At 69.0% G+C, this 26717-nt stretch carries 25 protein-coding genes and 2 tRNA genes; 6 read left to right on the top strand and 21 right to left on the bottom strand.

Translation table 11 applies throughout. The features are described from left to right. Positions 1-7: 7 nt before the first annotated feature. From pdxS to pgsA, 6 genes are all read right to left on the bottom strand, one after another. On the bottom strand, positions 8-922 hold the full coding sequence (pdxS, locus tag ACGFNK_RS31865) for a pyridoxal 5'-phosphate synthase lyase subunit PdxS (RefSeq protein WP_344388052.1): 915 nt from the start codon (positions 920-922) through the stop codon (positions 8-10). Positions 923-1205: 283 nt separating this feature from the next. After that, positions 1206-1748 carry a hypothetical protein gene (locus ACGFNK_RS31860; RefSeq protein WP_386346940.1) on the bottom strand — a complete coding sequence of 181 codons (543 nt, stop codon included), beginning with the start codon at positions 1746-1748 and terminating at the stop codon, positions 1206-1208. Positions 1749-1817: 69 nt separating this feature from the next. Continuing rightward, entirely contained in the window at positions 1818-2105 is a 288-nt protein-coding gene (locus ACGFNK_RS31855; protein ID WP_393421422.1) for a hypothetical protein, read from the bottom strand. A gap of 12 nt (positions 2106-2117) precedes the next feature. After that, positions 2118-3278, bottom strand: coding sequence for a glycosyltransferase family 4 protein (locus ACGFNK_RS31850; RefSeq protein WP_393421420.1), 1161 nt, complete (start codon positions 3276-3278; stop codon positions 2118-2120). Continuing rightward, positions 3275-4198 carry a phosphatidylinositol mannoside acyltransferase gene (locus ACGFNK_RS31845; RefSeq protein ID WP_393421418.1) on the bottom strand — a complete coding sequence of 308 codons (924 nt, stop codon included), beginning with the start codon at positions 4196-4198 and terminating at the stop codon, positions 3275-3277. The genes ACGFNK_RS31850 and ACGFNK_RS31845 overlap by 4 nt, the downstream gene beginning before the upstream one ends. After that, entirely contained in the window at positions 4195-5037 is an 843-nt protein-coding gene (gene pgsA, locus ACGFNK_RS31840; protein ID WP_393421616.1) for a phosphatidylinositol phosphate synthase, read from the bottom strand. The genes ACGFNK_RS31845 and pgsA overlap by 4 nt, the downstream gene beginning before the upstream one ends. Before the next feature lie 193 nt (positions 5038-5230). Here pgsA and ACGFNK_RS31835 point away from each other — a divergent pair, with 193 nt between their 5' ends. Both ACGFNK_RS31835 and ACGFNK_RS31830 read left to right on the top strand, forming a co-directional pair. After that, complete coding sequence (locus tag ACGFNK_RS31835) at positions 5231-7429, top strand: elongation factor G-like protein EF-G2 (RefSeq protein ID WP_393421416.1); 2199 nt, start codon at positions 5231-5233, stop codon at positions 7427-7429. Positions 7430-7598: 169 nt separating this feature from the next. Then, positions 7599-9260 (top strand): hypothetical protein, encoded by a 1662-nt coding sequence (locus ACGFNK_RS31830; protein ID WP_393421414.1) that lies wholly within the window; start codon positions 7599-7601, stop codon positions 9258-9260. A gap of 199 nt (positions 9261-9459) precedes the next feature. Here ACGFNK_RS31830 and ACGFNK_RS31825 read toward each other — a convergent pair whose 3' ends face one another. From ACGFNK_RS31825 to ACGFNK_RS31810, 4 genes are all read right to left on the bottom strand, one after another. After that, on the bottom strand, positions 9460-10023 hold the full coding sequence (locus ACGFNK_RS31825; protein WP_386346952.1) for an HIT family protein: 564 nt from the start codon (positions 10021-10023) through the stop codon (positions 9460-9462). 78 nt (positions 10024-10101) lie between these two features. Continuing rightward, positions 10102-12078 (bottom strand): threonine--tRNA ligase, encoded by a 1977-nt coding sequence (thrS, locus tag ACGFNK_RS31820; protein WP_386346954.1) that lies wholly within the window; start codon positions 12076-12078, stop codon positions 10102-10104. Positions 12079-12201: 123 nt separating this feature from the next. Continuing rightward, positions 12202-13434 carry a hypothetical protein gene (locus tag ACGFNK_RS31815; protein ID WP_393421411.1) on the bottom strand — a complete coding sequence of 411 codons (1233 nt, stop codon included), beginning with the start codon at positions 13432-13434 and terminating at the stop codon, positions 12202-12204. After that, positions 13431-13997: a DUF4365 domain-containing protein gene (locus tag ACGFNK_RS31810; protein ID WP_344388040.1), complete on the bottom strand. Its 567-nt coding sequence runs from the start codon at positions 13995-13997 to the stop codon at positions 13431-13433. The genes ACGFNK_RS31815 and ACGFNK_RS31810 overlap by 4 nt, the downstream gene beginning before the upstream one ends. Positions 13998-14175: 178 nt before the next feature. Between ACGFNK_RS31810 and ACGFNK_RS31805 the strand changes: the two genes are divergently transcribed. Further along, positions 14176-14901, top strand: coding sequence for a 3'-5' exonuclease (locus ACGFNK_RS31805; RefSeq protein ID WP_386346958.1), 726 nt, complete (start codon positions 14176-14178; stop codon positions 14899-14901). Between the two features lie 71 nt (positions 14902-14972). Here the strand turns inward: ACGFNK_RS31805 and ACGFNK_RS31800 are convergent. The 9 genes from ACGFNK_RS31800 to ACGFNK_RS31760 form a co-directional block, all read right to left on the bottom strand. Beyond that, a tRNA-Val gene (locus ACGFNK_RS31800) sits at positions 14973-15044 on the bottom strand. A gap of 36 nt (positions 15045-15080) precedes the next feature. Continuing rightward, positions 15081-15542, bottom strand: coding sequence for an SRPBCC family protein (locus tag ACGFNK_RS31795; RefSeq protein WP_393421410.1), 462 nt, complete (start codon positions 15540-15542; stop codon positions 15081-15083). 100 nt (positions 15543-15642) lie between these two features. Continuing rightward, complete coding sequence (locus ACGFNK_RS31790) at positions 15643-18393, bottom strand: Tat pathway signal sequence domain protein (protein WP_393421408.1); 2751 nt, start codon at positions 18391-18393, stop codon at positions 15643-15645. Positions 18394-18481: 88 nt separating this feature from the next. Continuing rightward, entirely contained in the window at positions 18482-19081 is a 600-nt protein-coding gene (locus ACGFNK_RS31785) for a hypothetical protein (RefSeq protein ID WP_393421406.1), read from the bottom strand. A gap of 8 nt (positions 19082-19089) precedes the next feature. Next, on the bottom strand, positions 19090-20004 hold the full coding sequence (locus tag ACGFNK_RS31780; RefSeq protein WP_393421404.1) for a carbohydrate ABC transporter permease: 915 nt from the start codon (positions 20002-20004) through the stop codon (positions 19090-19092). Next, positions 20004-21002 carry a carbohydrate ABC transporter permease gene (locus ACGFNK_RS31775; protein ID WP_393421402.1) on the bottom strand — a complete coding sequence of 333 codons (999 nt, stop codon included), beginning with the start codon at positions 21000-21002 and terminating at the stop codon, positions 20004-20006. Before ACGFNK_RS31775 ends, ACGFNK_RS31780 begins: the two co-directional genes overlap by 1 nt. Continuing rightward, the gene (locus ACGFNK_RS31770) at positions 21002-22291 is read right to left on the bottom strand and encodes an ABC transporter substrate-binding protein (protein WP_393421400.1); all 1290 of its coding nucleotides are present in this window, start codon (positions 22289-22291) and stop codon (positions 21002-21004) included. The genes ACGFNK_RS31775 and ACGFNK_RS31770 overlap by 1 nt, the downstream gene beginning before the upstream one ends. A 704-nt stretch (positions 22292-22995) precedes the next feature. Then, a tRNA-Val gene (locus tag ACGFNK_RS31765) sits at positions 22996-23067 on the bottom strand. Positions 23068-23135: 68 nt separating this feature from the next. Further along, positions 23136-23570, bottom strand: coding sequence for a TIGR02611 family protein (locus ACGFNK_RS31760; protein WP_393421398.1), 435 nt, complete (start codon positions 23568-23570; stop codon positions 23136-23138). A gap of 191 nt (positions 23571-23761) precedes the next feature. Here ACGFNK_RS31760 and ACGFNK_RS31755 point away from each other — a divergent pair, with 191 nt between their 5' ends. Together ACGFNK_RS31755 and ACGFNK_RS31750 are read left to right on the top strand one after the other, a co-directional pair. Next, a complete protein-coding gene (locus ACGFNK_RS31755) occupies positions 23762-24175 on the top strand; it encodes an SsgA family sporulation/cell division regulator (protein ID WP_003959770.1) in 414 nt (137 codons plus the stop codon). Between the two features lie 343 nt (positions 24176-24518). Next, positions 24519-25076, top strand: a complete 558-nt coding sequence (locus ACGFNK_RS31750; protein WP_393421396.1) for a CGNR zinc finger domain-containing protein — start codon at positions 24519-24521, stop codon at positions 25074-25076. A gap of 41 nt (positions 25077-25117) precedes the next feature. Here the strand turns inward: ACGFNK_RS31750 and ACGFNK_RS31745 are convergent, their stop codons facing one another. Both ACGFNK_RS31745 and ACGFNK_RS31740 read right to left on the bottom strand, forming a co-directional pair. Then, complete coding sequence (locus ACGFNK_RS31745; RefSeq protein ID WP_344393644.1) at positions 25118-25270, bottom strand: hypothetical protein; 153 nt, start codon at positions 25268-25270, stop codon at positions 25118-25120. Between the two features lie 221 nt (positions 25271-25491). Next, complete coding sequence (locus ACGFNK_RS31740) at positions 25492-25947, bottom strand: hypothetical protein (protein ID WP_386347012.1); 456 nt, start codon at positions 25945-25947, stop codon at positions 25492-25494. A 219-nt stretch (positions 25948-26166) separates the two neighbouring features. Here ACGFNK_RS31740 and ACGFNK_RS31735 point away from each other — a divergent pair, with 219 nt between their 5' ends. Further along, entirely contained in the window at positions 26167-26691 is a 525-nt protein-coding gene (locus tag ACGFNK_RS31735; protein ID WP_393421394.1) for a DsbA family protein, read from the top strand. The last annotated feature ends 26 nt before the right edge of the window (positions 26692-26717 follow it).

The following is a 26717-nucleotide window of genomic DNA, read 5'->3' as shown; positions in this document are numbered from 1 at the left end:
GGGGTGCTTACCAGCCGCGGTTCGCGTAGCGCTCGGCCTCGGGGAGGGTGTCGCAGTTGATGCCGACCATGGCCTCGCCCAGGTTGCGGGAGGCGTCCGCGATGATCTTGGGGTCGTCGTAGAAGGTGGTGGCCTTCACGATGGCGGCGGCGCGCTTGGCCGGGTCGCCCGACTTGAAGATGCCGGAGCCCACGAAGACGCCTTCGGCGCCGAGCTGGCGCATCAGGGCGGCGTCGGCGGGAGTGGCGACACCACCGGCCGAGAACAGCACCACCGGGAGCTTGCCGAGTGCGGCGACCTCCTTGACGAGCTCGTACGGGGCGCGGAGGTCCTTGGCGGCGGCGTACAGCTCGTTGTTGTCGTAGCCCTTGAGGCGGGCGATCTCGTTCTTGATCTGGCGCAGGTGGCGGACGGCCTCGACGACGTTCCCCGTGCCGGCCTCGCCCTTGGAGCGGATCATGGCCGCGCCCTCGGCTATGCGGCGCAGGGCCTCGCCGAGGTTCGTGGCGCCGCAGACGAACGGCGTGGTGAAGGCCCACTTGTCGGAGTGGTTGACCTCGTCGGCCGGGGTGAGGACCTCGGACTCGTCGATGTAGTCGACGCCGAGGGACTGCAGGACCTGGGCCTCCACGAAGTGGCCGATCCGCGACTTGGCCATCACCGGGATGGACACGGCCTCGATGATGCCCTCGATCATGTCCGGGTCGGACATCCGGGCCACGCCGCCGTCCTTGCGGATGTCCGCCGGGACCCGCTCCAGGGCCATGACGGCGACGGCGCCCGCGTCCTCGGCGATCTTCGCCTGCTCCGGCGTGACGACGTCCATGATCACACCGCCCTTGAGCTGCTCGGCCATACCGCGCTTCACGCGCGCGGTGCCGGTTTCGGGAGCCTGGGCGGAGTTGGAGAGCGTGCTCGACACGGGTTGACCTCACTCGCTGAAAGAGGGTTTCTGCAAACACCGAGGAAACGCGAGGGGACCAGGCCACTGCAAGGGCCAATGGGGAGCCGGTGGCATGATTTCGCCCCCGCCGCTCCTACCCGTCCCCTGCCGGGGCGCTGCCCCGGTCCCGCTGGGGGCTGCGCCCCCAGACCCCCATCGGCCTGAACGGCCTCGTCCGCAAACGCCGGACGGGCTCAAGATCAGCGCCTCGGGACGGATAGGGGCGGCGGAGCGAAACCCAGGCCAGGTGCCCAGCCCGCACCTAGGCCGCGCGATCGGCCAAGGCCGCCGGAGGCTCGTCGTCCATTTCGAAGGCCAGCGGGAATGGTGCGTGGCCGGCCAGCCGGAACCAGCGGACCTTGCGGTGGCGGCGCAGGGCGCGGGCGGCGCGTACGGCGTCGTTGTGGAAACGGCGGGCCATCGGCACCCGGCGCACCGCCTGGGCGAGCTCGCCGGCGGCCTCCTCGCCGCCGGGGGCCTCGCGTACCGCCTCGACCTGCTGTGCCTCCCCGAAGACGGCCCGCAGGGCCTGGCTGAGGTCGCTCTCGGCGACTTCCCGCTGCTCCTCCTCGGCCTGCCGGGCCGCGTGCGCCGCTTCGTAGAGCACGATCGAGGCGGCCGGATCGAGCACTCCGGCGGTGGCCAGTTCCTGTGCGACCGACGCACGCCGCAGGAGTTGTGCGTCGAGAGCGGCGCGCGCGGCGTCGATCCGGGCATGCAGCCGGTCGAGTCGGCCCGCGGTCCAGCTCAAGTAGAGGCCGATCGCCACAAGGGCGACCACGATCCAGATCAGGGTGGAGGTCACGGGCGCACAGGCTACCGGTGCGGGACCAGGCCTCCTGCGCGGCCCGGGGCCGCACGCGGATCACCGGGATCAGCTGAGTGCGTCACCCGTCCCGACCACTGTGAAGCGCATGGTGATCGTGTCCTCCGGCACGGCCTCCACGAGGCAGCCCAGCCTCTCCCCGATCATCCGCGCCACCGCGTACAGCCGGATGCGCTCCTGAGGCGTGTGAGCGGGAAACGTCGCCCATCCCTGACGGGCCAGCTGCGCGCCGATCTCGGCGGCGAACACCGACCGGGCCCGCAGCTCCTCCTCGGCCGTCAGAGGCGTCGTGGCGCCCTCCTGCGGCACTTTCCGCACGTTTCGCAGTTCCCGCACCAGACGCCCCTCTCAGTCCCGCGCCAGCCCGAACCGCGCCCGCAACCCGCTGCGTTCGTCGGCGGCGACCGCGGCGGCTCCGTCCGTGACCGTCTCGTACACGGAGAGGATGTCCGCCCCGACCGTCGACCAGTCGAATCGCCGGACATGCGCGCTGCCCCGCTCACGCAGCTCCGCGCGGCGCCCGGAGTCGGCAAGCAGCCGTACCGCGGAGGCCGCCAGCGCGTCCGCGTCCTCGTTGGCGAACAGTTCGCCCGCCGCGCCCTGGTCGAGGACCTGCGCGAAGGCGTCGAGGTCGGAGGCGAGGACGGGCGCGCCCGCCGACATGGCCTCGACGAGGATGATCCCGAAGCTCTCCCCGCCGGTGTTGGGGGCGACGTACAGGGCGACGCTGCGGAGGAACCGCGCTTTGTCCTCGTCGCTGATCATGCCGAGGAACTCGACGCGTCCGCGCAGTTCCTTGGGGAGCGACTCGACGGCCTCCTTCTCGTCACCGCGGCCGGCCACCAGGAGACGCGTCCCCGGTCGTTCGGCGAGGATCTTCGGGAGGGCCTTCATGAGGACAGGCAGGCCCTTGCGGGGCTCGTCGATGCGGCCGATGAAGCCGATCGTCTCCCCCTGCCACTCGGCCTTGGGCTCGGCCTTCGCGAAGAAGTCGACGTCCACGCCGTTCGGGATGACGACCGCGTCGCCGCCCAGGTGCTCGACGAGCGTGCGCCGCGCGTACTCGCTCACGGCGATCCGTGCGCTGATCTTCTCCAGGGCAGCCTGGAGGATCGAGTACGCGGCGACCATCGCACGGGAGCGCGGGTTGGACGTGTGGAAGGTCGCGACGATGGGACCCTGTGCGGCCCAGCAGGCCAGCAGGCCGAGCGACGGCGAGGCCGGCTCATGGATGTGGATCACGTCGAACGTGCCGTCGTGCAGCCAGCGCCTGACCCTCGCTGCCGACAGGAAGCCGAAGTTGAGCCGGGCCACCGACCCGTTGTACGGCACCGGAACCGCGCGGCCGGCCGAGACGACATACGGCGGCAGGGGGGTCTCGTCGTCCGCCGGGGCGAGGACGGACACCTCATGCCCGAGACGGATGAGGTGCTCGGCCAGATCGCGGATATGGAACTGGACGCCGCCGGGCACGTCCCAGGAATACGGGCAGACGATGCCGATCCTCACGGGCGCTCCCCGTCGGACGGCTCGGGGCGGGGTTCCAGGTCAGCGAGCCACAAGCGCTGCAGCATGTGCCAGTCCTCCGGATGGTCGGCGATACCCGTGGCGAAGGCGTCGGCCAGCGCCTGCGTCATGACAGACGTCTTCTCGGTCCGGGTACCTGTCTCGGGGACATCCACCGGAGGATGCAAACGGCCCCGCATCATGTGCGAGTCGTCGTACCAGAGCGTCACCGGCAGCAGCAGGGCGCCGGTCTGCTGGGCGAGCAGCGCCGGGCCCGCGGGCATCCGCGTCGTCTCTCCGAAGAACTTCACCTCGACTCCGGAGGCGGAAAGGTCACGGTCCGCGACCAGGCAGACCAGGCCGCCGTCGCGCAGCCGGCGGGCCAGCGTGCCGAACACGGACGCGTCGTGCGCGAGCACCTCCATGCCGAGGCCCTCGCGATAGGCGACGAAACGGTCGTACAGCGTCTCCGGCTTGAGCCGCTCGGCGACCGTGGTGAAGGGCGTCTCCAGCTTGGTGGTGACCCAGGCGCCGGCGAGGTCCCAGTTGCCCAGGTGCGGCAGCGCGAGGATGACGCCCTTGCCGGATGCGAGCCCGTCGGTCAGGTAGTGCAGATCCTGGGCGCTGAAGCCGCTCGCGATGCGCTCCCTGCTCCAGGCGGGCAGCCGGAAGGACTCCATCCAGTAGCGCAGATACGAGCGCATGCCCGCCCTGGAGAGCTCGGCGAGCCGCTGGGGGGTCGCGTCGGGCACCACGCGCGCGTAGTTGGATTCCAGACGGCGTACGCCCTTGCCGCGCCGTTTCCAGGCGATGTCGGCGATGGTCCTGCCGAGCCGTACGGCCACGGGTTCGGGGAGCTTCTTGACAGTGCTCCAGCCCAGGGCGTACGCGCCGTCCGTCAGCCGTTCACGCACACCGCTCACGATGTGGCCTCGCTGCTCTGTGAGCTGGTCTTTGAGCTGCTCTGCGAGCTGCCCTGTGGGGCGCTCTCCGGGCCCTCTTCCCGGCTGTTGTCCCTGCCGTTGTCCTGGCCGTTGTCCTGGCCGTCCGGCCGGTCGCCTTCCTGGCCGGTCGCGGCATCCGCCTCCGCGGACTCCCTGCGCACCGTGACGACCCGCTGGATCAGCGTGACGACGCTGCCCACGGCGACGATCCACAGGGCGATGGGCAGCAGCACATGAATACCGGGTACCCCGAACGTCTCGAAGCCCGCAAGACCGGCCGCGACCAGCGAGATCACCAGGCGCTCGGCCCGCTCGACGAGGCCGTTGACCGCGACGGGCAGGCCGATCGATTCGCCACGGGCCTTGGTGTACGAGACCACCTGGCCGCTGGCCAGGCAGAAGATCGAGACGGCGCACAGGATGTTGTCGTCGCCACTGCCCGCGTACCAGAGCGCGAAGCCGCCGAAGATCGCGCTGTCGGCGACCCGGTCGAGGGTCGAGTCCAGGAAGGCGCCCCAGCGGCTGGACCGGCCCATCTGGCGGGCCATGTTGCCGTCGACGAGATCCGAGAAGACGAACAGCGTGATGACGATCGTGCCCCAGAAGAACTCGCCCCTCGGAAAGAAGACCAGCGCGCCCGCGACCACTCCCGCCGTGCCCAGGAGCGTGACCGTGTCGGGGCTGACGCCGCGGCGGATCAGAAACGCGGCGAACGGTGTGAGAACACGCGTGAAGAAAGCACGCGCGTACTTGTTCAGCATGGCCTTCCCGAGGGTCGGTGTGGCCGCGCGGCCCCTGCTGGCCACCGGCTGGCCCATCGTAGTCACGCGCGCGCGTGGGCGGCGGGCGGGACCCTGAGCGCACGATCCCGTCCTTTGTATGGACGCGCCGTGACGTGAGTGGAAAGCTCGAAAGGACCGCGGGCGTCACCGGAGCCGCCAACCGCACGCGGCACGCGGGTCCGCATGTCCGCGCCCACACATGACCTCACCGTGCACGGGAGGCAAGGCCATGGGCGACAAGGCGAACGCACACCCCGGAGCCGCCGGCAGGGCTACGGCGGCCGACCACCCCGCGTCCGTACGGAATGTGGTGCTGGTCGGCCACTCCGGATCGGGCAAGACGACTCTGGTGGAAGCTCTCGCGCTGACAGCGGGAGCGGTGAACAGGGCGGGCCGCGTGGAGGACGGCGGCACCGTCTCCGACTACGACGAGATCGAGCACCGGCAGCAACGGTCGGTACAGCTCTCCCTGGTGCCCGTCGAATGGGGCGGGTACAAGATCAATGTTCTGGACACTCCCGGATACGCCGACTTCGTCGGGGAGTTGAGGGCCGGTCTGCGAGCGGCGGACGCGGCCCTTTTCGTCGTCTCGGCCTCGGACGGGGTGGACGGCTCGACCCGCATGGTGTGGGAGGAGTGTGCGGCGGTCGGTATGCCGCGGGCCATCGTGATCACTCACCTCGAAGCGGCCAGAGCCGATTTCGACGAGATGACGCGGACCTGCGCGGAGGCCTTCGGCGCCGACGACCCGGACGCCGTACTGCCTCTGTATCTGCCGCTCCACGGAGCGCCGGGCCCCGACGGGCACGCGCCCGTGACGGGTCTGACCGGGCTGCTCTCGCAGAAGCTGTTCGACTACTCCTCCGGAGAGCGCAAGGAGTCCGAACCGGGTCCCGACCAGCTGCCGCTCATCGAGGAGGCCCGCAATCGGCTGATCGAGGGCATCATCTCCGAGAGTGAGGACGAGACCCTCATGGACCGCTATCTCGGCGGCGAGGAGATCGACTTCAAGACGCTGGTGGAGGACTTGGAGCGTGCGGTGGCGCGCGGGGTCTTCTTCCCGGTGCTGGCTGCCGCGCCCGCGGCCGACGGCGCCCGTCAGGGCCTGGGCACGGTCGAGCTGCTGGAGCTCATCACCGGCGGCTTCCCGACCCCGCTGGAGCCCGAGGCACCCACGGTCACCACTCCGGACGGCAAACCGCGCGGGATCAAGGCCTGCGACCCGAACGGGCCGCTGGTCGCCGAGGTCGTGAAGACGGCGAGCGACCCCTATGTGGGCCGGATCTCCCTCGTCCGCGTCTTCTCGGGCACCTTGCGGCCCGACCAGACGGTGCACGTCTCCGGGCACGGGCTGGCCGATCGCGGGCACGAGGACCACGACGTCGACGAGCGCATCGGCGCCCTGTCCGCACCGTTCGGCAAGCAGCAGCGCACCCTCACGCACGCCATCGCGGGCGATATGGCGTGCGTGGCCAAGCTGAACCGCGCGGAGACCGGCGACACGCTCTCGGCCAAGGAGGACCCGCTGCTCATGGAGCCGTGGGAGATGCCCGACCCGCTGCTGCCGCTGGCCATCCACGCGCACAGCAAGGCGGACGAGGACAAGCTCTCGCAAGGCCTGAGCCGGCTGGTCGCCGAGGACCCCACGATGCGCCTGGAACAGAACCAGGACACCCACCAGGTGGTCCTGTGGTGCCTCGGCGAGGCCCACGCCGACGTCGCCCTGGAGCGGCTGCGCAGCCGGTACGGCGTCCAGGTCGACGTCGTACCGCACAAGGTCTCTCTACGGGAGACGTTCGCCGGCAAGTCGGCCGGCCGCGGCCGGCATGTGAAGCAGTCCGGCGGGCACGGGCAGTACGCGATCTGCGAGATCGAGGTCGAGCCGCTGCCCGGCGGCTCCGGCATCGAGTTCGTCGACAAGGTCGTCGGGGGCGCCGTGCCGAGGCAGTTCATCCCGTCCGTCGAGAAGGGCGTGCGCGCTCAGGCCGCAAAGGGTGTGGCCGCGGGCTATCCGCTCATCGACGTACGGGTGACGCTGCTCGACGGCAAGGCGCACTCGGTGGACTCCTCGGACGCCGCGTTCCAGACCGCCGGCGCGCTCGCCCTGCGCGAGGCCGCCGCCGACGCGAAGATCCATCTCCTGGAGCCGGTCGCCGAAGTGACGGTCCTGGTCGGCGACGACTACGTGGGCGCCGTGATGAGCGATCTGTCGGGGCGGCGCGGCCGGGTCGTCGGCACCGAGCAGGCCGGCGGCGGGCGGACGCTCATACGGGCCGAGGTCCCCGAGATCGAGATCGACCGGTACGCGGTCGATCTGCGCTCCCTCTCGCACGGAACCGCACGGTTCAGCCGGCGTTACGCGCGGCATGAGCCGATGCCGGCGCACCTGGCCGAGAAGATCCGCGAACAGGCCCAGGATTCTCCCTAGTTGATCTCCCGTAGGGTCGGCGGACAGCTTGGGCTGTCCGCCGACGGTTGTCGGTCCCGGCGGCTACGCTGAGAACCTGATCAAGGCGACGACCTGATCAACAGGTGTGCGGAGTACGGAAGTCGGGAAAAGCCGCAGCAGCGGAGCAAGGCGGCGATGGGGGCGGTCAGTGGCGGACGACGGATTCGATTTCAGGCCCGGGGCACAGATTCCGCTCCAGGGTGCCGCGGGACAGACGGCGGCGACGTTCGCCCTGGCCTCGGCGGCGTACCGCGACGACCCCGTCGAGAAGATCCTCGAAGCCAACAGCGAGTGGCACAAGTCGACCGTCAAGCCGGGCCTCAAGTGGGCGACGATCTGCAAGCCGAACCTGGGTGAGGCGTTCGCCCGCGCCGTGCAGCTGAGGATGCTGGGCGGTGCGCGCAAGCCGCTCATCCAGTCGTTCGGCACGGAGCCGCAGGTCGTCGTCGAGCACTGTCTGGCGGCGAACCGCATCCGCAAGGAGCGGGACAGCTGGCTCACCGCCGTGATGGTGCTGACAGGTCTGATCTTCCTGCCCGGTCTGCTGGTGTGGCTGCTGGTCTTCCAGATCCGCCGGACGATCGACAAGACCACCAACAAGCGTGCCTCCGCCCTCGCCACGGCCCTGCTGATCGGTGTGGCCGCCCTCGCCGTGATCTTCCTGATCCGGATGCCGTTCACCGGCTTCTGGGCCTGGTATGCGCGCGCGGCGGTCGTCGCACCCGTCCTCGGCTGGTTCTGGGCGAGGCAGATCTGCGAGCGTACGGCGAAGGACATGCGCGAGCGCTGGGCCAGTCTGCTGGCCGGCGGTGGCGTAGGCGCCAAGATCCCCGAGGCGGTGCCGGGCAGTCCCGGTGAGACCGCGGCCGAGCGGCTGCGCCAGGGGCTGGCCCGGCTCACCGCCGAGCAGCAGTCCAACTCCGTGTTCTACGCGGGCCCCAAGGGCATACTCGGCATGGGTACGCGCTGGGGCAGCTGGCATCTCGCCGAGGATCTGGTGCCGGCAAACGCCGACAAGGAGATCCACCCCTTCCGCAGCTGGGACGTCATACGCTCGATCCACGATCAGCTGCGCATGCTGGAGCGCGGTCCGCTCAACACCGGTGGCTTCCCGAAGCCTTCGATACGGCACTGGGTGGTCACGCCGATCGGTGAGAACGCCGCGGAGGTGTCCCGGCCGGGGGGTACGGACGTGGACGCGTACCAGATCAAGACCCACGCCATCCAGGACATCTGCAACAAGCAGCAGTTCGGCAGCGGTGACCGGCACTACCTCGGGGTCCAATGGACGCTCTGGGACGGCCAGTTGATCATCACGATGCTGATCACCGTGACCGTGCTGCACGAGACCTTGCGGATCGAGGTCACCGGTCATGCCCTGGGGCCTGTGCACTCCCTGTTCACCTCGAAGCCCGCGGCCAAGACGAAGGAAGTCGCCAAGACGGTCAAGTTCTGGGAGACGACGGAGCGGAAGCTGCCGCTGGTCGAGACGGACGAGGTGGTACGGCTCGCGGTGCGCGCCCCCTTCACCTGGTATCCGCCGATCCTCGACTGGCTGGGCGGCAAGCTGGTCCTCCCCGAGCCCTTCGGCCTGCGCCACGCCTGGGCCGACAAGCCCTGGCGCCACCGCTTCATGGCAGACGACGCCCTGCGCGCCGCGACACCCATCCTCCGCGTGGTCCACGCCGCGGCCATCCGCGTCCTCGACGAGAACGGCGTGAACACCGAAAAGTTCGGCACCCGCTCAGCGTTCCTGAGCACCCAGGTCCAGGACGCGGCCCCCAGCAAGGCAGACGTCTACGACGCGTAGGCCTCCGGCGGTTCAGCGGGGGTGGGGGTGCCCGGAGGCAAGGGTGCCCTGTGACACTGGGCGCGGTTCGAAGCTGCGAGTCCGTCGTGGCCGGTCGCGCAGTTCCCCGCGCCCCTGAAGGGCGCGGTACTGCCCGCCCGGTCGTCACAGGGCGCCCTTGCTTCAGGGCCCGCACGACCGCACTTCCCCCGCGGAGCGCTCAGGCCGCCGTAGGCCACGCCTCCGCGAGCATCTTGCGGGTGTCCGCAAGGAGTTGAGGCAGGATCCTGGTGTGCCCGACGACCGGCATGAAGTTCGTGTCGCCGCCCCACCGAGGCACGACATGCTGGTGAAGATGCGCGGCGATCCCCGCGCCCGCGACACCACCCTGGTTCATGCCGATATTGAACCCATGCGCCCCCGACGCGGAGCGCAACGCAGCCATCGCCTGCTTCGTCAGCTCGGCGAGCTCCGCGGTCTCCTCAGCGGTCAGCTCCGTATAGTCCGCGACGTGCCGGTACGGCACGACCATCAGGTGGCCGCCGTTGTACGGGTACAGGTTGAGCACCGCGTAGACCTGCTCACCCCGCTTGATGACGAGCCCGTCCTCGTCGGACTTGGCCGGGATCGAGCAGAACGGGCAGCCGTCGTCGGCACCAGGGCCGCTGGGCTTGTTCTCCCCCTGGATGTACGCCATCCGATGGGGCGTCCACAAGCGCTGGAACGCGTCCTGCGTCCCCACCCCGATCTGCTGCTCCGGCTCACTCGTCATGTGGTGCAGCATATGGCTTCACACACCATGCACGGCAAAGGCCCCCGGGGAAAACCCGGGGGCCAAAGCGCCGCTGTGGCAGGGCCACGATCACACCTGGACCCGGCGCTCCACCACGTCCACGAGCTTCGCCAGTGCCTCGTCCCGGGGAATGCCGTTCTCCTGTGAACCGTCGCGATAGCGGAACGACACGGTCCCCGCGTTCATGTCGTCGTCGCCGACGATGATCATGAACGGAACCTTCAGCTTCTGCTGCGTACGGATCTTCTTCTGCATCCGGTCGGACGAGGCGTCCACCTCGACCCGCAGCCCCTTCTGCTTCGCTTCGGCAGCGAACTTCTCCAGGTACTCGACGTGCGCGTCGCCCACCGGGATACCGACCGCCTGCACGGGAGCCAGCCACGCCGGGAACGCACCCGCGTAGTGCTCGAGCAGCACCGCGAAGAACCGCTCGATCGACCCGAACAGGGCGCGGTGGATCATGACCGGACGCTGCTTGGAACCGTCGGGCGAGGTGTACTCCAGCTCGAAGCGCTCCGGCAGGTTGAAGTCGAGCTGGATCGTCGACATCTGCCAGGTGCGGCCGATCGCGTCCTTGGCCTGGACGGAGATCTTCGGCCCGTAGAAGGCGGCGCCACCCGGGTCCGGGACCAGCGGCAGTCCCTGCTTCTCGGCGACCTGGGCCAGCGTCTCGGTCGCTTCCTCCCACGCCGCGTCCGAGCCGACGAACTTCTCCGGATCCTTGGTCGACAGCTCCAGGTAGAAGTCGGTCAGACCGTAGTCCCGCAGCAGATCGAGGACGAAGGTGAGCAGCTTGTCGAGCTCCTCGGACATCTGCTCGCGCGTGCAGTAGATGTGCGCGTCGTCCTGGGTGAAGCCGCGGGCCCGGGTCAGGCCGTGCACCACACCCGACTTCTCGTAGCGGTAGACCGTACCGAACTCGAAGAGCCTCAAGGGCAGTTCACGATACGACCGCCCACGCGCGTCGAAGATCAGGTTGTGCATCGGGCAGTTCATGGGCTTGAGGTAGTAGTCCACGCCGTCGTCGAGCTGCATGGGCGGGTACATACCGTCCGCGTACCAGTCCAGGTGCCCCGAGGTCTCGAAGAGCTTCCCCTTCGTCGCGTGCGGGGTGTAGACGAACTCGTAGCCCGCCTCCTCGTGGCGGCGCCGCGAGTAGTCCTCCATCACCCGACGGATGATGCCGCCCTTGGGGTGGAAGACGGCGAGGCCGGAGCCGATCTGCTCGGGGATCGAGAAAAGGTCCAGCTCGGAGCCCAGTTTGCGGTGGTCGCGCTTCTCGGCCTCGGCAAGGAACTCGAGGTGCGCCTTCAGCTCGTCCTTGGACGGCCAGGCGGTGCCGTAGATGCGCTGGAGCATGGGGTTCTTCTCGCTGCCGCGCCAGTACGCGGCGGCGTTGCGCATCAGCTTGAACGCCGGGATGTTCCGGGTGGTCGGCAGGTGCGGACCCCGGCAGAGGTCCTTCCAGCACAGGTCACCGGTCTTGGCGTCGATGTTGTCGTAGATGGTCAGCTCGCCGGCACCCACCTCGACGTCCGCGCCGTCGTCGGACGAAGCCGAGCCCTTCAGCCCGATGAGCTCCAGCTTGTACGGCTCGGAGGCCAGCTCCTCACGCGCGGCCTCGTCGGTCACCACACGCCGCGAGAAGCGCTGGCCGCGCTTCTGGATCTCCTGCATCTTCTTCTCGATGGCCTTGAGATCCTCGGGCGTGAACGGCTTCTCCACGTCGAAGTCGTAGTAGAAGCCGTCCTTGACCGGCGGGCCGATGCCCAGTTTGGCCTCGGGGAAGAGCTCCTGCACGGCCTGCGCCATGACGTGCGCGGTGGAGTGGCGCAGGATGTTCAGACCGTCCTCGGAGGAGATCTCGACGCCCTCGACGGTCTCGCCGTCCTTCACCTCGTACGCGAGGTCCTTCAGCTCGCCGGCCACGCGTGCGGCGACGATGATGCGCTCTCCGGCGAACAGATCGGCGGCCGTAGTGCCCGTCGTCACCACGCGCTCTTCCCGCTCGGAATCGCGTTGGATGATCACACGGACGTCTGACACCGGTCTCTCCTGACTGCAAGGGGCACGCGGATCTTTGATTACGCGCGCAATAGACAAGGGCGATCGTACCGAGCCCAGGGCTCCCCTTGCGAAACGGTCAGGCCTGCCCCGCCGTCCGCCGCCTCAGTCCCCGCCGCACGCCTCCTCGAAGAAGGCCGTGATCTCCGCCGTCTCCTGCAGCGACTTCATCAGCCGGTCCCGCTCCGCCTCGTCCACCTGCACCGGCACGACCCCGGAGGCCCCGGTCAGCCGCCGGAAGCCGCCCCGGCTCTCCAGCCGCCCGTGCACCCGTACCGGCAGCCCCACCAGATGGGCATGGCCCGCGATCCGGTACGCCTCCTCGTCGAGCGTCATCCGTACGTGTGGGATCTCGGCGCCCGCGATGACCCGCAGCCGTACGGCGCCGTCACCGCGCGGCTCCGACCTGCGCATCCGTACCACCGTGCCCGTGATCCGCACCGCCACGGACGGCTCCTCGCGCAGATAGCGGGCACCGGCCTCGCGCAGCACGGGCAGGTCGCCGGGTGAGAACTCGACGGGCTCGGCGGGTGTCGCGCAGCCCTCGGGGACTCCGGCGGCGGGTGCCCACTCGACGGCGATCCGGGCACCCTCGGTGCCCTTCACGAGGGCTACGAGAGCCTCTGTGAACTCATGGCTGACGCCCGCTTCGACGGCGCCGTCGAAGGCGTCCATGCCGCCGGTGGCGCGTTGGTAGTCGATGGCCTCGCGGGCCGCGTACACCGCCTGGTGGAGCCGGACGGCGAGCGGCCGTCCAGTGGCGACGGGCACCAAGGCGGTCAGTTGCCGGCCGCCGGGCGCGGCTGAGACGAGCACGTCCTCCAGGGACGCGGCGGCGGGCCTGCGGTGGCGGGCGCCGTAATAGCCCGCACGCGCGCGTACGGCGAGGGCGCCCGCAAGGAGCATCTGGCGGGCTGCTTTGCGCAGTTGCTCCTCGACGGTCCAGGGCGTGGCGCCCAAGGGCCCGGTGGGCACATCGCGCCACCAGTGAATCTCGTCGCTGGGCACGGCGAGGGCGACCAGGACGTCACGCGCGGAGGGCAGGCCGCTGCGCGAGAGCGCGACGAGGGCCTCGCCGAGGAGGTCCTCGCTGTCGGGGAAGGCCCGGCTCTCCGGCACGAGCAGGCTGGTGCCGGCGCCGCCGGGCCCGGGTGGGGTCCAGCGGCCGTACCGTCCGGCGGCTCCGCCACGGCGCTGCCAGCCGTGCCGATGCAGCAGCGCGCTGAGGACGGCGGGGTCGACCTGGTCGGGCCTGGGCGGCCGGTCCCACTGGCCCGGCGGCTCCACCGGGTGGGGCCTGGCTGGTCGTGCCGGTTCGTCGGTCGGGCGGTGCGTCACGGTCTGCCTCCGGTTCCGACCCGCGTCATGATCTCGCAGAGCGCCCGGTCGTCGAAGATGCGCGAGGTCGGTATCCGCACGGTGGTCCTGCGCCGGCCGGTGATGCGATGTCCGGCGAGGTTGGTCCAGTAGCAGCAGTGCCGCAGATCGAGCCGGTCGTGGCTGGCGCGCAGCCAGTCGTCCTGGGATCTGGGCACGAGCATCACGACCAGGATCTTGTGTACCGAGACCGGGCTGCGGGCGAGCTTCTCCAGGTGGGCGTTGTCGAGCGTGAAGGAGAAGGCCGGGCCCGGGGGGTTCGGCGGGATCTGGTACGTGCACTTGAGCTGCACCTTGATGGTGACTTCGTCGTCGACCGTGTGCCCGGGGGCGCTGTGGCTGACGTGCCAGTCGATGCCGTTGTCCGGAAAGGGCTGGGACAGGGAGCAGCCCGCGGCTGCCGCGACTGCGTGCAGATAGCCGACCTGCAGTGTCTCCATGCAGGCGGTGGTGGCGAGTGTGCCGCGATGCGGTGGTGTCCGCTGAGGCAGCAGCCCGCCCTGTTCGGGCTGCGCGATGGCCATTTCCAACAGCCTTCCGAAACCGGTGAATTCCCGCGACGGGCCGCTGAACTGCAAAGACCCGTATCTCTGTTGTCTCCTTCCGGCGTACGGCGCAAACAGCACGGGTATCACCGAATCGGGCAGAGGGCGGCGCGGACGGTGCGTCAACTGCCGAAGGCGAACGAGGAGTTGCGTGCGCATGACGTGCTGGTACGAAGGTCCACTGGCCGCGTTCGACACCGAGACGACGGGTGTGGACGTGGAGACCGACCGGATCGTGTCGGCCGCCGTCGTCGTCCAGGACGCTTCCGGAAGCCGGCCGCGGGTGAGCCGCTGGCTGGTCAATCCGGGCGTTCCGGTGCCCGAAGGGGCAACGGCGGTACACGGTCTGACGGAGGATCACCTGCAGCGCAACGGCCGCTGGCCGTCGCCGGTGATGGACGAGATAGTCAGGGAGCTGGCCGAGCAGAGCGCGGCGGGACGCCCGCTCGTGGTGATGAACGCGCCGTTCGATCTGACGCTGCTCGACCGGGAGTTGCGTCGGCATCGGGCGTCTTCGCTGGACCACTGGTTCGAGACCGTGCCGCTGCGCGTGCTCGATCCCCGGGTCCTCGACAAACACCTGGACCGCTACCGCAAGGGCCGCCGCACGCTGACCGATCTGTGCGCGCACTACGGTGTGGAGCTGGCGGGCGCGCATGACGCGGCGGCCGACGCGCAGGCCGCGATGGATGTCGTACGCGCGGTGGGGCGGCGTTTCGCGGCCCGCCTGGAGCGGCTCTCGCCGGCCGAACTGCACACGCTGCAGGCGGTGTGGCACGCGGCGCAGGCCCGCGGCCTGGAGGCGTGGTTCGCACGCAGTGGCACGGAGGAGGCGGTCGATCCGGCATGGCCTCTGCGTCCGGAGCTCCCTGCGGCGGCGTAGGCCCAAGAGAAGCGCCCTGGCTCTGACATGCGAAAAACCGGTCCGTCTGTGACGGACCGGCTGTCTCCGGGTGGGCGATACTGGGTTCGAACCAGTGACCTCTTCGGTGTGAACGAAGCGCTCTCCCACTGAGCTAATCGCCCGGGAACGCACTGAACCATACAGGCCGAGCGGGGTTCTCAACAAACCTGTTGATGGTTCCCGCCCAGGTACGCGGCCAGCCCGCGCCGCCCCGCCCGCATCATCAGCGCGTGGTTGGCGCGGAACGCCGGCCGTCCGGGCAGGGCGAGGCGCCGGAGCAGGGGCTTGGTCACGTGGACTTCCTGGTCGTAGCGGGCGCGCGTGCCCGGCCCCTGCGAGGTGAGCGTCCAGCGTGCCCAGCCGTCCAGGTCGCCCGTCATCGCGATCTCCAGGACCCCGGCCGCCCGGTCGCGGCGTACCTCCCGCGCGGTGAACACCAGGTCGTACGGGAGCAGTGAGCGGATACGGACGATCCCGCTGCGGTCGTCGATCCGCGTCACCTCCCGCACCTGCGGCCACCACCGGGGGTAGTTCTCGGCGTCGGCCAGCACGTCGTAGACGTCGTCGGCCGATGCGCCGAGAACCCACAGGCTGCGGAAGCGGTAGTGCGTCCAGTCCATGACCCGAGTCTGCCCACTGACCCGGTGGTGCCTCCCGCACTCGCCGGTCGTTGCGCGCGGCGAGTGCGGGAGGAGCTGGGGAGGCTGCGTCAGGCGACCGTCATGACGGGATCTTGTCGCCGACCAGCGCCAGGTTCTGGATCGCCGCCAGCCCGTACAGCGCCGTCGCGTTGGTGGACACCCACGCCGCCTCGCTGCCGGGCACCAGCGCGGTCGGGCCCTCGATCTTCTTCGTGGACCAGTCGGTGGACTCCTTGTAGTCCCAGGTGTCGGCGCTGTTGTAGAACTGCCGCCACGCACGCGCGGCCAGCTTGTCGTCGCCCAACTGAACAGCGGCGTACGCGTCCTGCCGCGCATGGCCCTGGAAGAGCAGCAGGGAACCGAAGTCGGAGCCGTAACGGGCCTTCTGCTCGGCCTTCGTGGCGTTGAAGTAGCGGCAGTAGTCGAGCCACGCCTCCTTGAACTTCGGCATGTCGATCTGGTCGATGAGCTCGGCGTTCAGCTCGACCAGGCCGAACATCGCCGACAGGTGCGAGACGCTGACCTTGGCTTCCTTGGCGACGGCGAACTTCCCGGTGTCCAGGTCGTACAGCGCGTTGCCCTGGACGAAGCCGTTGGGCTGGGCGGCGATGGTCTCCATCGTGGACAGGACGCGTGCCTTGGCCTTCTCCCACTTGGGGCCGCGCCGTTCCCACTCGGTGAGCCATGCGGAGACCAGGCCGCTCCAGTCGGTGCCGAAGCCGATGGAGAGGGCGTTGCGGTCGGGGGTGTAGGGCTCGGTGCGGATCTTGCGGATGGGGTCGAGGACGAGGAACGTCTCGTCGGAGTCGACATTGGCGTGCATGAGGTCGCCGACGCGTTCGTCCGCGGTGAGGAAGTAGTAGTAGCGGCGGTAGGTGGTGTTGGCGATGCGCTGCTGCTTGGCGCTGTCGGCGTAGTGCTGGACGCCGTGGCGGGTGCCGAGGCCCGCCCACTTGCCGAGGTGGTAGACGTCGACCTCGCCGGTGTGCCGGGTCATGGCCTCGGCGAAGCGGAAGATGTCGGCGCGGCCGGAGCGCATGTACGCGAACCAGAGCCACAGGTCGGGCGAGAGCTCGGAGTTGTCCCAGGCATAGCCGCCGATGTCGTAACACCACTGGTGGCGGCTGGGGTCGTAGCTGTGCATGATGTCGCCGTAGTCCCAGAAGCCGTACCAACGGCGCATCTCCACCTGGTCCTTGTAGTAGGTGAAGAGGAAGTCGAGGTGGTCCTCGATCTTCGCCTTGGCGGCCGTGGAGCGGTCCGGCTCGGCGAACAGCTTGCCGAAGACGCCCGCCTTGATGAGCTGCCCCGGCGGGGCGGCGAGCTGCGGCGGAGTGCGTACGGCCTCGACCTGCTGGGCCATCGCCTCGGCGCTCGGTGTGGACTCGTGGGCCCAGAAGAGGAGTTCGCTGGTGCGGGCGATGCCGTAGGGCGTGCCGAAGCCGGGCTCGTAGTCCTCGTAGGTGATGTTGAGGCCCTCGAGCTGTTCGGGGTACGTGTCCTGGCCCATGCCGTCGTGGTAGAAGCGCAGGTCCATGGGCTGCGCCTCGGGCGACCAGAGCCAGAGCGTGACCTCGGCCTCGTCGGTCTGGGCCTCGCGGATGTCGAGCTGGGCGGGAAACTTCTCCCAGAAGTCCCTGAGACCGAAGGCGAATCCACCGCTCGCGCCGCCGACGTACCCGAAGCCGCTCGCCCGACGGCCGCCGCCTGCGGGGATCCAGCCGTGGCCCTTCTTGGTGCGCTTGCGGACGCCGAAGCCGTCGGCCGAGAGCTGCGAGAGGGTGTAGTCGCCCCACTCGGGGATGTATTGCAGCCGGGTGGTCACCCGCTGGTCCCAGGTGGACGGGTCGGGCAGCTTCTTGCCCTCGAACTGGGCCGTCCGCACGGCCGCCCCCGGGTCGCGCCGCAGCCCGGTGATGCCCTTGACCGCCTCGCGCAGCAGACCGGTGCCCTCGCCGCCGATGCGAATGTGCCGGTCGTACGCGGCGTCCCGCATCGGCACCTTGAAGCGCACACCGATGCCGCGGATGAAGTCGCCGCTCGCCTTGCCGGGCTCCTGCTTCCCGTCGAACGTGATCGTGTGCACCATGCGGAACGACTCGGCGCCCGCGTAGAAGTAGAGCCGGATCGAGAAGGGCATCCAACTCCGGCCGCCCTTACGGTGCTTGCCGTCGATGCGGACCGCGGCACGTACCGGCCCGTCCTGCTCGACCTCTACCTCGCCGATGACGCTCTCGAACCGCTCGTACTTCTCCGCGCCCTGGTCGCCGTCCTCGATCTCGGGCTGGCGCAGCAGCACGAGCCGGCCGTCCTTGGCGATCTCGGTGGAGCCGCGGGTGACGGACTTGATGAGCGTGGAGCCGCTCTTGCCGATCTTCGCGGTGATGACACCGGTCGATATGTCGATCGTGCCGCCGCTCTTGTCGACGGTGACCTTCTTCTCGGACGCCGCCGGCGCACCGGCGGCGAGCGTCAGCTTCCCGGCGCCGACTCCGGCCCCGACCGCGTGCGCGGTCCACTTCAGCGAGCCGTCGGGCCAGTAGCCGATGGGCCAGGACTGGACCGGCACCTCCTTGCCGTCGGCGTCCTTCAGCGCGAACGTCTGGTCCTTCTCGTACGCGCCCTTCGGCCAGGGCACGCCCACGGTGGAGCCCGGGGCGGCGCCGAGGCCGCCCTCCTCCAGCCAGTCCAGGGTCACCGGGTCGGCATCGCCCGGCTCGGCTCTGGGCGCGGCCTGCGCGTCCTGGGTTCCCAAGGCCCAGCTGAACTGGGCGGCGGCGCCGGCGACTGCGGCGGCCTTCAGGAGGGACCTGCGAGGGATGGGAGACATGGCCTTTCCTTTCCGTGCGGGGAAGTCAGGGGCATGACAGAGAGAGGTACGACGCCAAGGGCGCCGACCTTGCTTGAGGTGCGACCGCTCAGCGGCGCCGGCCGCGCGCCTCCACGGCGAGGGCCGCCGCCGCGACGGCCCCCAGGACGGGGATCGCCAGCGGCGCGACGAACCAGGCGGAGCAGGCCACCATGACCAGTCCGCCGACGATCAGAAAGGACCCGGCGGGATCGAGGACGGTACGGCGCGCTGCGGCACCGAGCAGCACCCGCCACGACGCATCGGGCTCCCAGACCGCCGCCGCACGCATTCCGGCGACGACCAGTCCGATCAGGGCGAACATCCCGACGACGCCGACGAGCGGCCCGCCGGGGATCCCGGCCCGTACGGCCTGCACATCCACCCAGACCGCGACGGCCGCGACCCAGCCGGCGACGCCGACGACCCACCCGCGGCGCACGGCCGCCCGGAAGTCGGCGACGAACTCCCGCCAGCCGCCGCCCTGATGCTCCGTACGCCGCCGCAGATGCCGCGCCCCCGCGGCGAACGCGGCGGGGTACGTGACCAGGGGCAGCGAGGCCAGCGCGATCCACACTCCGGTGAGCAGACACTCGGCGAAGAGGCCGAACCGCTCGGCGAACACGGACTCCCGCGGCGGACCGCTTGTCTTGACCGGTGCCTGGCTCATGTGGCGCCTCAGCCCTTCAGACCCGACGTCGCCATGCCGTCGATCAAGTAGCGCTGGAAGGCCATGAAGAAGGCGAGCACCGGCATCAGGGCGACCAGCGACATGGCGATCATGCCGCCGTAGTCGGCCAGTCCCTCCTGGTCGACGAACATCTTCAGGCCGAGCGAGACCGTGTACTTGTCGGGCTCGTTGAGGTAGATCAGCGGGCCCATGAAGTCGTTCCAGGAGTTGATGAAGGTGAAGATCGCACTGGTGATCAAGGCGGGGCGGCACAGCGGCAGCACGATCGACCAGTAGATGCGGAAGTGCCCGCAGCCGTCGATACGGGCCGCCTCGTCGAGTTCCTTGGGCAGGTTGCGCATGAACTGCACCATCAGGAAGACGAAGAACGCCTCGATGGCGAGGTACTTGCCGAGCAGGAGCGGCGTGTACGTGTTGATCATGTTCATGTTGCGGAACAGCACGTACTGCGGGATGAGCAGCACGTGATACGGCAGCAGGAGCGTGCCGATCATCAACGTGAACATGAGGTTGCGGCCCGCGAACTTGATCTTCGCGAAGGCATAGGCCGTCAGTGAGCAGGAGATCAGGATCCCGATCACCGAACCGACCGCGAGGAACAGCGAGTTGAAGAAGAACGTGGAGATCGAGATGTCCGCGATGCCCTCGGTCAGGCGCGTGTAGTTGGACGTGATCGGGTCGGTCGGCAAGAGGTCCAGGCTGCCGACGATGTCCTCGCTCTTCTTGAGCGAGCCGCCGATGACCCAGACCACCGGATAGAGGATGACCGCGAGGATCGCCAGGGACCCGATGTGCCAGGCGAGCGAACCGGGCAGCCTGCGCCGGAAGTTGCCCGCCTTCGCCGACCGGCCCGATGTCGACGGACCTTGCGTCGGCGTGATCTCTGTGGCCTGCGCGCTCATCAGGCGCCCTCCTCGTAGTGCACCCAGCGCTTCTGGGACCAGAACAGCACCGCCGTCACCAGGGCGACCGCGACCAGCAGCATCCAGGCCATGGCGGAGGCCAGACCCATCCGGCTGTTCTCGAAGCCCTGGACGTAGAGGTAGCAGGTGTAAACCATCGAACCGTCCGCAGGGCCACAGGAGTTGCCTCCGGCGCCGCCACCGACGATGTACGCGGAGCTGAAGATCTGGAAGGAGTGGATGGTCTCCAGGAGGACGTTGAAGAAGAGGACCGGGGAAATCATCGGCAGTGTGATGTTCCAGAACCGCCGCAGCTTGCCCGCTCCGTCGACCTCGGCCGCCTCGTACAACTCGCGCGGCACCTGCTTGAGGCCGGCGAGGAAGATGACCATGGGGGCGCCGAACTGCCAGACGGTGAGCGCCACCAGGCTGTAGATGATCATGTCCGGGTCGCCGGTCCAGCCGCCGACGTTCACGCCGAAGATCTTCTGCGTACGGTCGACGATCGCGTCGTCCGAGAAGATCGCCTTCCAGACGATGGCGATGGAGACGCTCGCCCCGATCAGCGACGGCGCATAGAAGGCGGCCCGGTAGAAGGCCTGTCCGCGCCGCTTCTGGGCCAGGAGCAGAGCCACACCGAGGGCGGCGAGCAGCTTGAGCGGCGTGCCGACGACGACGTACCAGATCGTCACCTGCACCGAGTGACGCCAGCGCGGGTCGCCGAACATCTCGGAGAAGTTGTCGAGGCCGATCCACTTGGGCGAGTCGAACAGGTTGTAGTCGGTGAACGCGAAATAGAGCGAGGCGACCATCGGGCCCGCTGTGAGCAGCAGGAACCCGGCGATCCAGGGGGACATGAAGAGATAGCCGGCCAGGTTCTCCCGGCGGCCCCGCCGCTTGAGTTCGGCGGGGCGCGGGGATTTCACCGGACCGTGCCGCGGCTCGGAGTCCTTGGTCAGGCCCTCCATCGCAGGGGCGTGTGTCACGGTGGTTCCCATCAGCTGCTGAGAGCCGTCTTCGACTCGGTGAAGAACTGCTTGACGGCGTCGTCCACCGACCGCTTGCCCAGGCCGAGTTCCTCACCGAGGCGCAGGAAGGCGGCCTCACAGACGTCCGCGCCGCTCGGGTGCGGGGTGATGGGCTCCAGGACGCCCGCCTCGACGAGAGACTCCTCGTAGGCGGCTATCTCCTTGTTGACCGGGTCGGTCGGCTTGAAGGCGTCGTACTGAGCCTGCGTCGCGGGCACACCTCGGTCGTAGCCCATGATCTTGGCGACCTCCGGGTCGTGCACCATGAAGTCGATGAACTGGGCGACTTCCTTGGGGTGCTGGGTGCGCTTGGAGGCGCTGAGCATGAGAGAGCCGAGGTACTGGCCGGTCTTCTTGCCGTCCGTGGTCGGGATGGGAGCCAGGCCGTACTCGCTCTTGCCCTCGGAGGTGTAGCGGACGGTGAAGTTGTCCCAGGTGAACTCACCACCGGAGAGTTCCGCGGCGACCGCCGACTTGGGCTTGATCTGGGCGACCTTCTTCTGGTCGGCGTAGACGCCTTCCCCGACGGCCTTCTCGGCCTTCGTCCACCATTCCTTCAGGTCCGCCTCGGCGAACCCGAGCCCGTCCTCGGTGAAGAACGCCTTGCCGTTCTGGCGGAGGTAAAGGTCGTAGAGGTACATGACGTTGTACGGGCCGGTGTCACCGGCCCGCCCCGCCTTGTCGCGGATCTTCTTCATCGCCGCGTCGAAGTCGTCCCAAGTCCAGCCCTGCTCCGGCTTCACGCCGGCCTTGGTGTAGACGGGTTTGTCGATGACCAGGGCCATCGAGTTGGAGCCGACCGGAACACCGAGCAGCTTGCCGTCGATCTCGCCGAACTTCTCCAGACCTGCGCGGAAACCGTCCATGGAGAGGTTGCCCGCCTCGACCTGCTCGCTGAGATCGAGCAGCACATTCTTCGCGTCGTATTTACGCAGGAATCCGATGGCGTTCTGGAAGACATCGGGCGGATTGCCGCCGGAAGCCTGGGTATTGAACTTCTTCCAGAAGTCCGTGTAAACCTGGAAGTCCGTTTTCACCTTGATCTTCGGGTACTTCTTTTCGAAGAGTTTGACGGTCTCGTTGATCCGCTTGGCTCGGTCTTCAGCGCCCCACCACGCGTAACGGATCGTCACCGTCCCGTCCCCGGCGCCGCTACCGCCCCCACAGGCCGTCGCTGTCGTTCCCAGCCCTAACGCGGCCAGCGAGGCTCCCCCCGCCTTAAGGATCGTTCGCCTCTCAACTTTTCTGTTCTGCTGCATGGCTGAGCCTCCCCGCGACGATGCGTCCGCCCCATGAATCGTTTCAAGTAAGCGCTTGCCGCCACAAGTTACGGAGGCCCTTCGGGCGCGTCAATGACTCGGACAGGAATTGATGTGGACGGGGTCGCCCGCGCGGCAGCGTGAACAGGGGTGGGCCGACTCGGGTGTTGGACGACTGCGCAGGTGGAGCGCGTGGAGTCGACCGGTCGAACGGGGGACGCCTTGCGGAAGTTGGGGCGGATGGGGAAGGAGATTCGCGGCTGGGATGGGGAGTTGGCGGGGGTCGGGCAGGCCCGCCGGGGTGGGCACGCGATGCAATGAGGGCTCGGCCGGGAGCTTGCCGTCGCTTTCGCCGCCTCGGCCGACCTCAGGGGCGTACGACCTGGGCTGCGGCTGCTGGAAGGTCCTGGCCCATCCGAGAAGTGGCCCACGAGGGCGTACGAAGCTGCCGGAGCCTCCGTGAGGCCGCACCCGGTACGGCCTCACGGAAACGACGAACGTGGCGTGTGCTGGTGGGATGCCCCAGCACCCGGCCTCGACCCCGGCGGACCTTCTGGTGCGCTATGCGCACGAGGGCGCTCACCCCGACGGGCACCATGGGGGTGCGGGCGACCGAGCCCCCGCCACACGCGGCGAGGCCGCGCAATAACGACGATGGCGACCCGGCCTGCGCTTTGCGCAGGCACGAGCCGCCATCGACATCGTGGGCGATACTGGGATCGAACCAGTGACCTCTTCGGTGTGAACGAAGCGCTCTCCCGCTGAGCTAATCGCCCGGACGTAGGAAAACATTACCCCATGTCAGGGCGTGCTTCCGACCGCCCGCCGAGCACGCGGAGCCCCGCTACTCCTTGATCTTCCACGGCATCACGAAGCCGAACCGATAGAGGTAGATCCCGGCCAGCACCCCGATGATCACCAGACCGATCGTCGTCAGGATGATGTTGCGTCTGCGCACCTTGGGATCGAGCGCCCGCTGTGTCGCTTCGGTGACCTTGCGCTTCGTCCAGCGGAGCACCAGCTGCGCCCAGACGAACTCGGTGGCCCAGATCGCCATGCCGCCGAAGATCACCAGCCAGCCCGGCCCGGGCAGTGGCAGCATGATCACGCCGGCCACCACGACCGCGAGGCCCACCACGAACACGCCCACCTGCCAGCTCAGGTGCAGCGCGCGTCGCGCCTGGATGAATTGCGGCGCACGGGATCCAAGCGCCGGCTCGCTCTTCGTCTCGTCGGCCGCCTCGACGGCCTCCCCCGTTTCGTCACTCCCCGTATTCATACGGCCAAACCCTACCGGACAGAAACCAGTCACTGGAATGGTCGTAGTCGACGAACGCGCACTCGGCCGGATGAGCTACCTAAAGACACGCAAAACACTCAGAGGGGTTTACAACGGCACCGTAGGTGGCATGTCGATTTCGCCGACGTGCGAATCCCCGAGCGCACACTGAGCGAAAGGCCCTGGCGCTTATGAACACCACGGTCAGCTGCGAGCTGCACCTGCGCCTCGTTGTGTCGAGCGAGTCCTCACTGCCTGTTCCCGCAGGACTGCGGTATGACACGGCCGATCCCTACGCCGTGCACGCCACCTTCCACACCGGAGCCGAGGAAACCGTCGAGTGGGTGTTCGCCCGCGATCTCCTCGCCGAGGGACTGCACCGGCCCACCGGCACGGGCGACGTCCGTGTCTGGCCGTCCCGCAGTCACGGTCAGGGCGTCGTGTGCATCGCCCTGAGCTCCCCCGAGGGCGAGGCTCTGCTCGAGGCCCCGGCGCGGGCCCTGGAGTCGTTCCTGAAGCGAACGGACGCCGCCGTACCCCCGGGCACGGAGCACCGCCATTTCGATCTCGACACGGAGCTCTCCCACATCCTGGCCGAGAGCTAGGCCGAGGCTCCAAACAAGCCGCCCGGCGCCGTCCACTCGGGGAGACGGCGCGGGCTCGGACCGTCCCCATACGGTATACACCGGCGCCGTCGCCGCGGATTCCGCGGAGGCGGCGTCTACGTGCGTGCCCCCGGCATGGACAAACCGCGTGCGCGCCCAAAGTGCGACCCAACGCCTACGTGCCCCCGGCCGCGGCCGAACGTACGCTCGACACCAGGACGCGGGCCGCGCTTTGCCCAACGACCGTTCGGCATGGATGGCGCCGAATCCCCCGATTCATGGAGCCGCTAGCATCGGCCAGCATCGGCGGGCGCCCGCCCGACCCCAGGCCAGGGAGCGAAACGTGCTGATCACCCACGACACCCGGTGCGCCCTCGACATCGTGGTCGATCTGGTGAACACCGCACCGGAGGACGACACGGCGGACGGGCTCGCGAGCGTCGCGGATCTGGACGGGTTCGTACGCAAGCACGACATCAGCGAAGTCGGGTCGCTGTCCGAGCTCGATCTCACGGCTGTACGGAAGATCCGCGGCCGGTTCTGCGGGATCTTCGCGGCACCCGATGCCCGGGCCGCCGCCGTGCTGATCAACGAGCTGGTCGCCGCGGCCGGCACCACGCCACGGCTCACCGATCACGACGGCTACGACTGGCATGTGCACTACTTCGCACCCGGCGCTTCCGTCGCGGATCACCTCGCCGCCGACTGCGGGATGGCGCTGGCGTTCTTCGTGGTGGCCGGCGAACAGGACCGGCTGCGACGCTGCGAGGCGCCCGACTGCCGGCACGCCTTCGTGGACCTCTCCCGCAACCGCTCCCGCCGCTACTGCGACAGCCGGACCTGCGGAAACCGTCTGCATGTGGCCGCCTACAGGGCGCGACGCAAGGAAGCGGCGGGCTGACGGAGTCCTCGGCGGGTGGCGCCAGGGACTCCGCGTACGGCTCAGAGCAGCAGCAGATCGTGCAGCGAAGCCATGAGCAGCAGACAGCCGATCACCGCAAGGAAGATCATCAGCGGTGGCTGGGAAAGTGCGAAGAGACAACCTCGCCGCTCCCCTTCGGGCGCGGCGGTGTCGCTCTGTGTTGTGTCCAGCATCTCGCGGGCGATGATGACGCAGCTGAGACCCCCGACGCGATCAACACGCCCGAAAAATGGGGGAGTTAGCCGAAATCCGTGATGTGACGGTCCAGTATCTGGGATAGACCGCTTCGACGCGGATTCCGGCGTGCATCCCGGAGTGGCTTCCTCCGCGCACCGCACGGCTCACAGTCGGCTCACTGTGTCGTTTCGGAGCGGCATATGCCGTGCTCACGGCGTCATATGCCGTGCTTCTTCAGGATGGCTTCGATGTCGCTGAAGTCGTCCCCGGACTCGGCGGCGCGGGGCTTGGCCTTGCTCTTGGACTCGGGTCGGGTCGCCGGGCTTGTCGACGGGCCCAGCGAGGGCGCCGAGGCCGAAGGCGCCACCGCGTCACGCTGCGCGGCACGGGCCGCCCTGCGCTCCTTGCGCGTCCCGCCGCCGCGCCGCTCGACGGCGCGCGTGGTCGTGAACAGCAGCCACGAGGCGCCGAGCACGCCGAAGCCCGCCCAGGCCACCGGGCTGAAGGCGGTGTCGGCCGCCCATTCGACAGCCCCGGTCATCACCAGGCCGAGGGGCACCAACGAGTACGCCGCCAGGCGAGCCGCCGCGAGGAAACGCTTGCGGTACGCGGTGACCGCGGCGATACCCAGGCCTGCCGCGGAGACGGCGGAACAGACGGTCTCGGCAATCATCCGGTCCTCCAGGGCAGAACTCACTCGGGCAGGGTCACTTCGTCCCTTCCATCCTGCACCGCACCGTGCCCGGTATGCCATGGTCCGGGCAGACCTCAGGGACATCTCGGGGTCGGGTCCTCCTCAGGGCCCGGCCCCTCCGTACGCCGGACGGTCCCCCGTAGGGTCGCCCCGGCCACGGTTTGGGCCTCCTCGGCCACGGCTGGGAGACTGGTGCGCATGAGCGACTCCTCCCCCGCGCACCCCGCCGTCGCCGTCCTGGACGTCTGGTGCGAACTCCAGTGCCCCGACTGCCGTAGCGCCCTCGACGACCTGCGCGCGCTGCGCGCCCGCTACGGCGACCGGCTGGAGCTGCGGCTGCGGCACTTCCCGCTGGAGAAGCACAAGCACGCGTTCGCGGCCGCGCAGGCCGCCGAGGAGGCCGCGGAACAGGGCCAGGCCTGGCCGTACGTCGAGGCGGTACTGGGCCGGGTCGAGGAGCTGAACCGTAAGGGAGAACCCTTCCTGGTCGAGGTGGCCCGTGAACTCGGTCTGGACGCCGAAGAGTTCGACACCGCCCTGATCGACGGCCGGCACATCCTGATCGTCGACGCCGACCAGGCCGAGGGCAAGGCCATCGGCGTGACGGGCACGCCGACGTACGTCATCGACGGCGAGCGCCTCGACGGCGGCAAGAGCCAGGAGGGGCTGCGCGAGCGCATCGAGGAGATCGTGGACCGGCTGCTGGCCGGACAGCGGGCCTGAGCCCCACGGCGGGTTCCTGTACGGGT

It is taken from the genome of Streptomyces sp. NPDC048825 (assembly GCF_043198355.1).
Lineage (GTDB): Bacteria > Actinomycetota > Actinomycetes > Streptomycetales > Streptomycetaceae > Streptomyces > Streptomyces xiangluensis.
The sequence above is the reverse complement of the archived record's forward strand: the minus strand, read 5'-3'. Positions and strand labels throughout refer to the sequence as shown.

What these genes read in the sequence shown, in the direction of transcription:
- pgsA (WP_393421616.1), bottom strand. Translation starts at nt 5,037, where the DNA reads ATGGGCCAGCCGGTGGCCAGCAGGGGCCGCGCGGCCACACCGACCCTC.
- ACGFNK_RS31835 (WP_393421416.1), top strand. Translation starts at nt 5,231, where the DNA reads ATGGGCGACAAGGCGAACGCACACCCCGGAGCCGCCGGCAGGGCTACG.
- ACGFNK_RS31825 (WP_386346952.1), bottom strand. Translation starts at nt 10,023, where the DNA reads ATGCTGCACCACATGACGAGTGAGCCGGAGCAGCAGATCGGGGTGGGG.
- ACGFNK_RS31810 (WP_344388040.1), bottom strand. Translation starts at nt 13,997, where the DNA reads ATGGCCATCGCGCAGCCCGAACAGGGCGGGCTGCTGCCTCAGCGGACA.
- ACGFNK_RS31805 (WP_386346958.1), top strand. Translation starts at nt 14,176, where the DNA reads ATGACGTGCTGGTACGAAGGTCCACTGGCCGCGTTCGACACCGAGACG.
- ACGFNK_RS31795 (WP_393421410.1), bottom strand. Translation starts at nt 15,542, where the DNA reads ATGGACTGGACGCACTACCGCTTCCGCAGCCTGTGGGTTCTCGGCGCA.
- ACGFNK_RS31790 (WP_393421408.1), bottom strand. Translation starts at nt 18,393, where the DNA reads ATGTCTCCCATCCCTCGCAGGTCCCTCCTGAAGGCCGCCGCAGTCGCC.
- ACGFNK_RS31785 (WP_393421406.1), bottom strand. Translation starts at nt 19,081, where the DNA reads ATGAGCCAGGCACCGGTCAAGACAAGCGGTCCGCCGCGGGAGTCCGTG.
- ACGFNK_RS31780 (WP_393421404.1), bottom strand. Translation starts at nt 20,004, where the DNA reads ATGAGCGCGCAGGCCACAGAGATCACGCCGACGCAAGGTCCGTCGACA.
- ACGFNK_RS31775 (WP_393421402.1), bottom strand. Translation starts at nt 21,002, where the DNA reads ATGGGAACCACCGTGACACACGCCCCTGCGATGGAGGGCCTGACCAAG.
- ACGFNK_RS31770 (WP_393421400.1), bottom strand. Translation starts at nt 22,291, where the DNA reads ATGCAGCAGAACAGAAAAGTTGAGAGGCGAACGATCCTTAAGGCGGGG.
- ACGFNK_RS31760 (WP_393421398.1), bottom strand. Translation starts at nt 23,570, where the DNA reads ATGAATACGGGGAGTGACGAAACGGGGGAGGCCGTCGAGGCGGCCGAC.
- ACGFNK_RS31755 (WP_003959770.1), top strand. Translation starts at nt 23,762, where the DNA reads ATGAACACCACGGTCAGCTGCGAGCTGCACCTGCGCCTCGTTGTGTCG.
- ACGFNK_RS31745 (WP_344393644.1), bottom strand. Translation starts at nt 25,270, where the DNA reads ATGCTGGACACAACACAGAGCGACACCGCCGCGCCCGAAGGGGAGCGG.
- ACGFNK_RS31740 (WP_386347012.1), bottom strand. Translation starts at nt 25,947, where the DNA reads ATGATTGCCGAGACCGTCTGTTCCGCCGTCTCCGCGGCAGGCCTGGGT.
- ACGFNK_RS31735 (WP_393421394.1), top strand. Translation starts at nt 26,167, where the DNA reads ATGAGCGACTCCTCCCCCGCGCACCCCGCCGTCGCCGTCCTGGACGTC.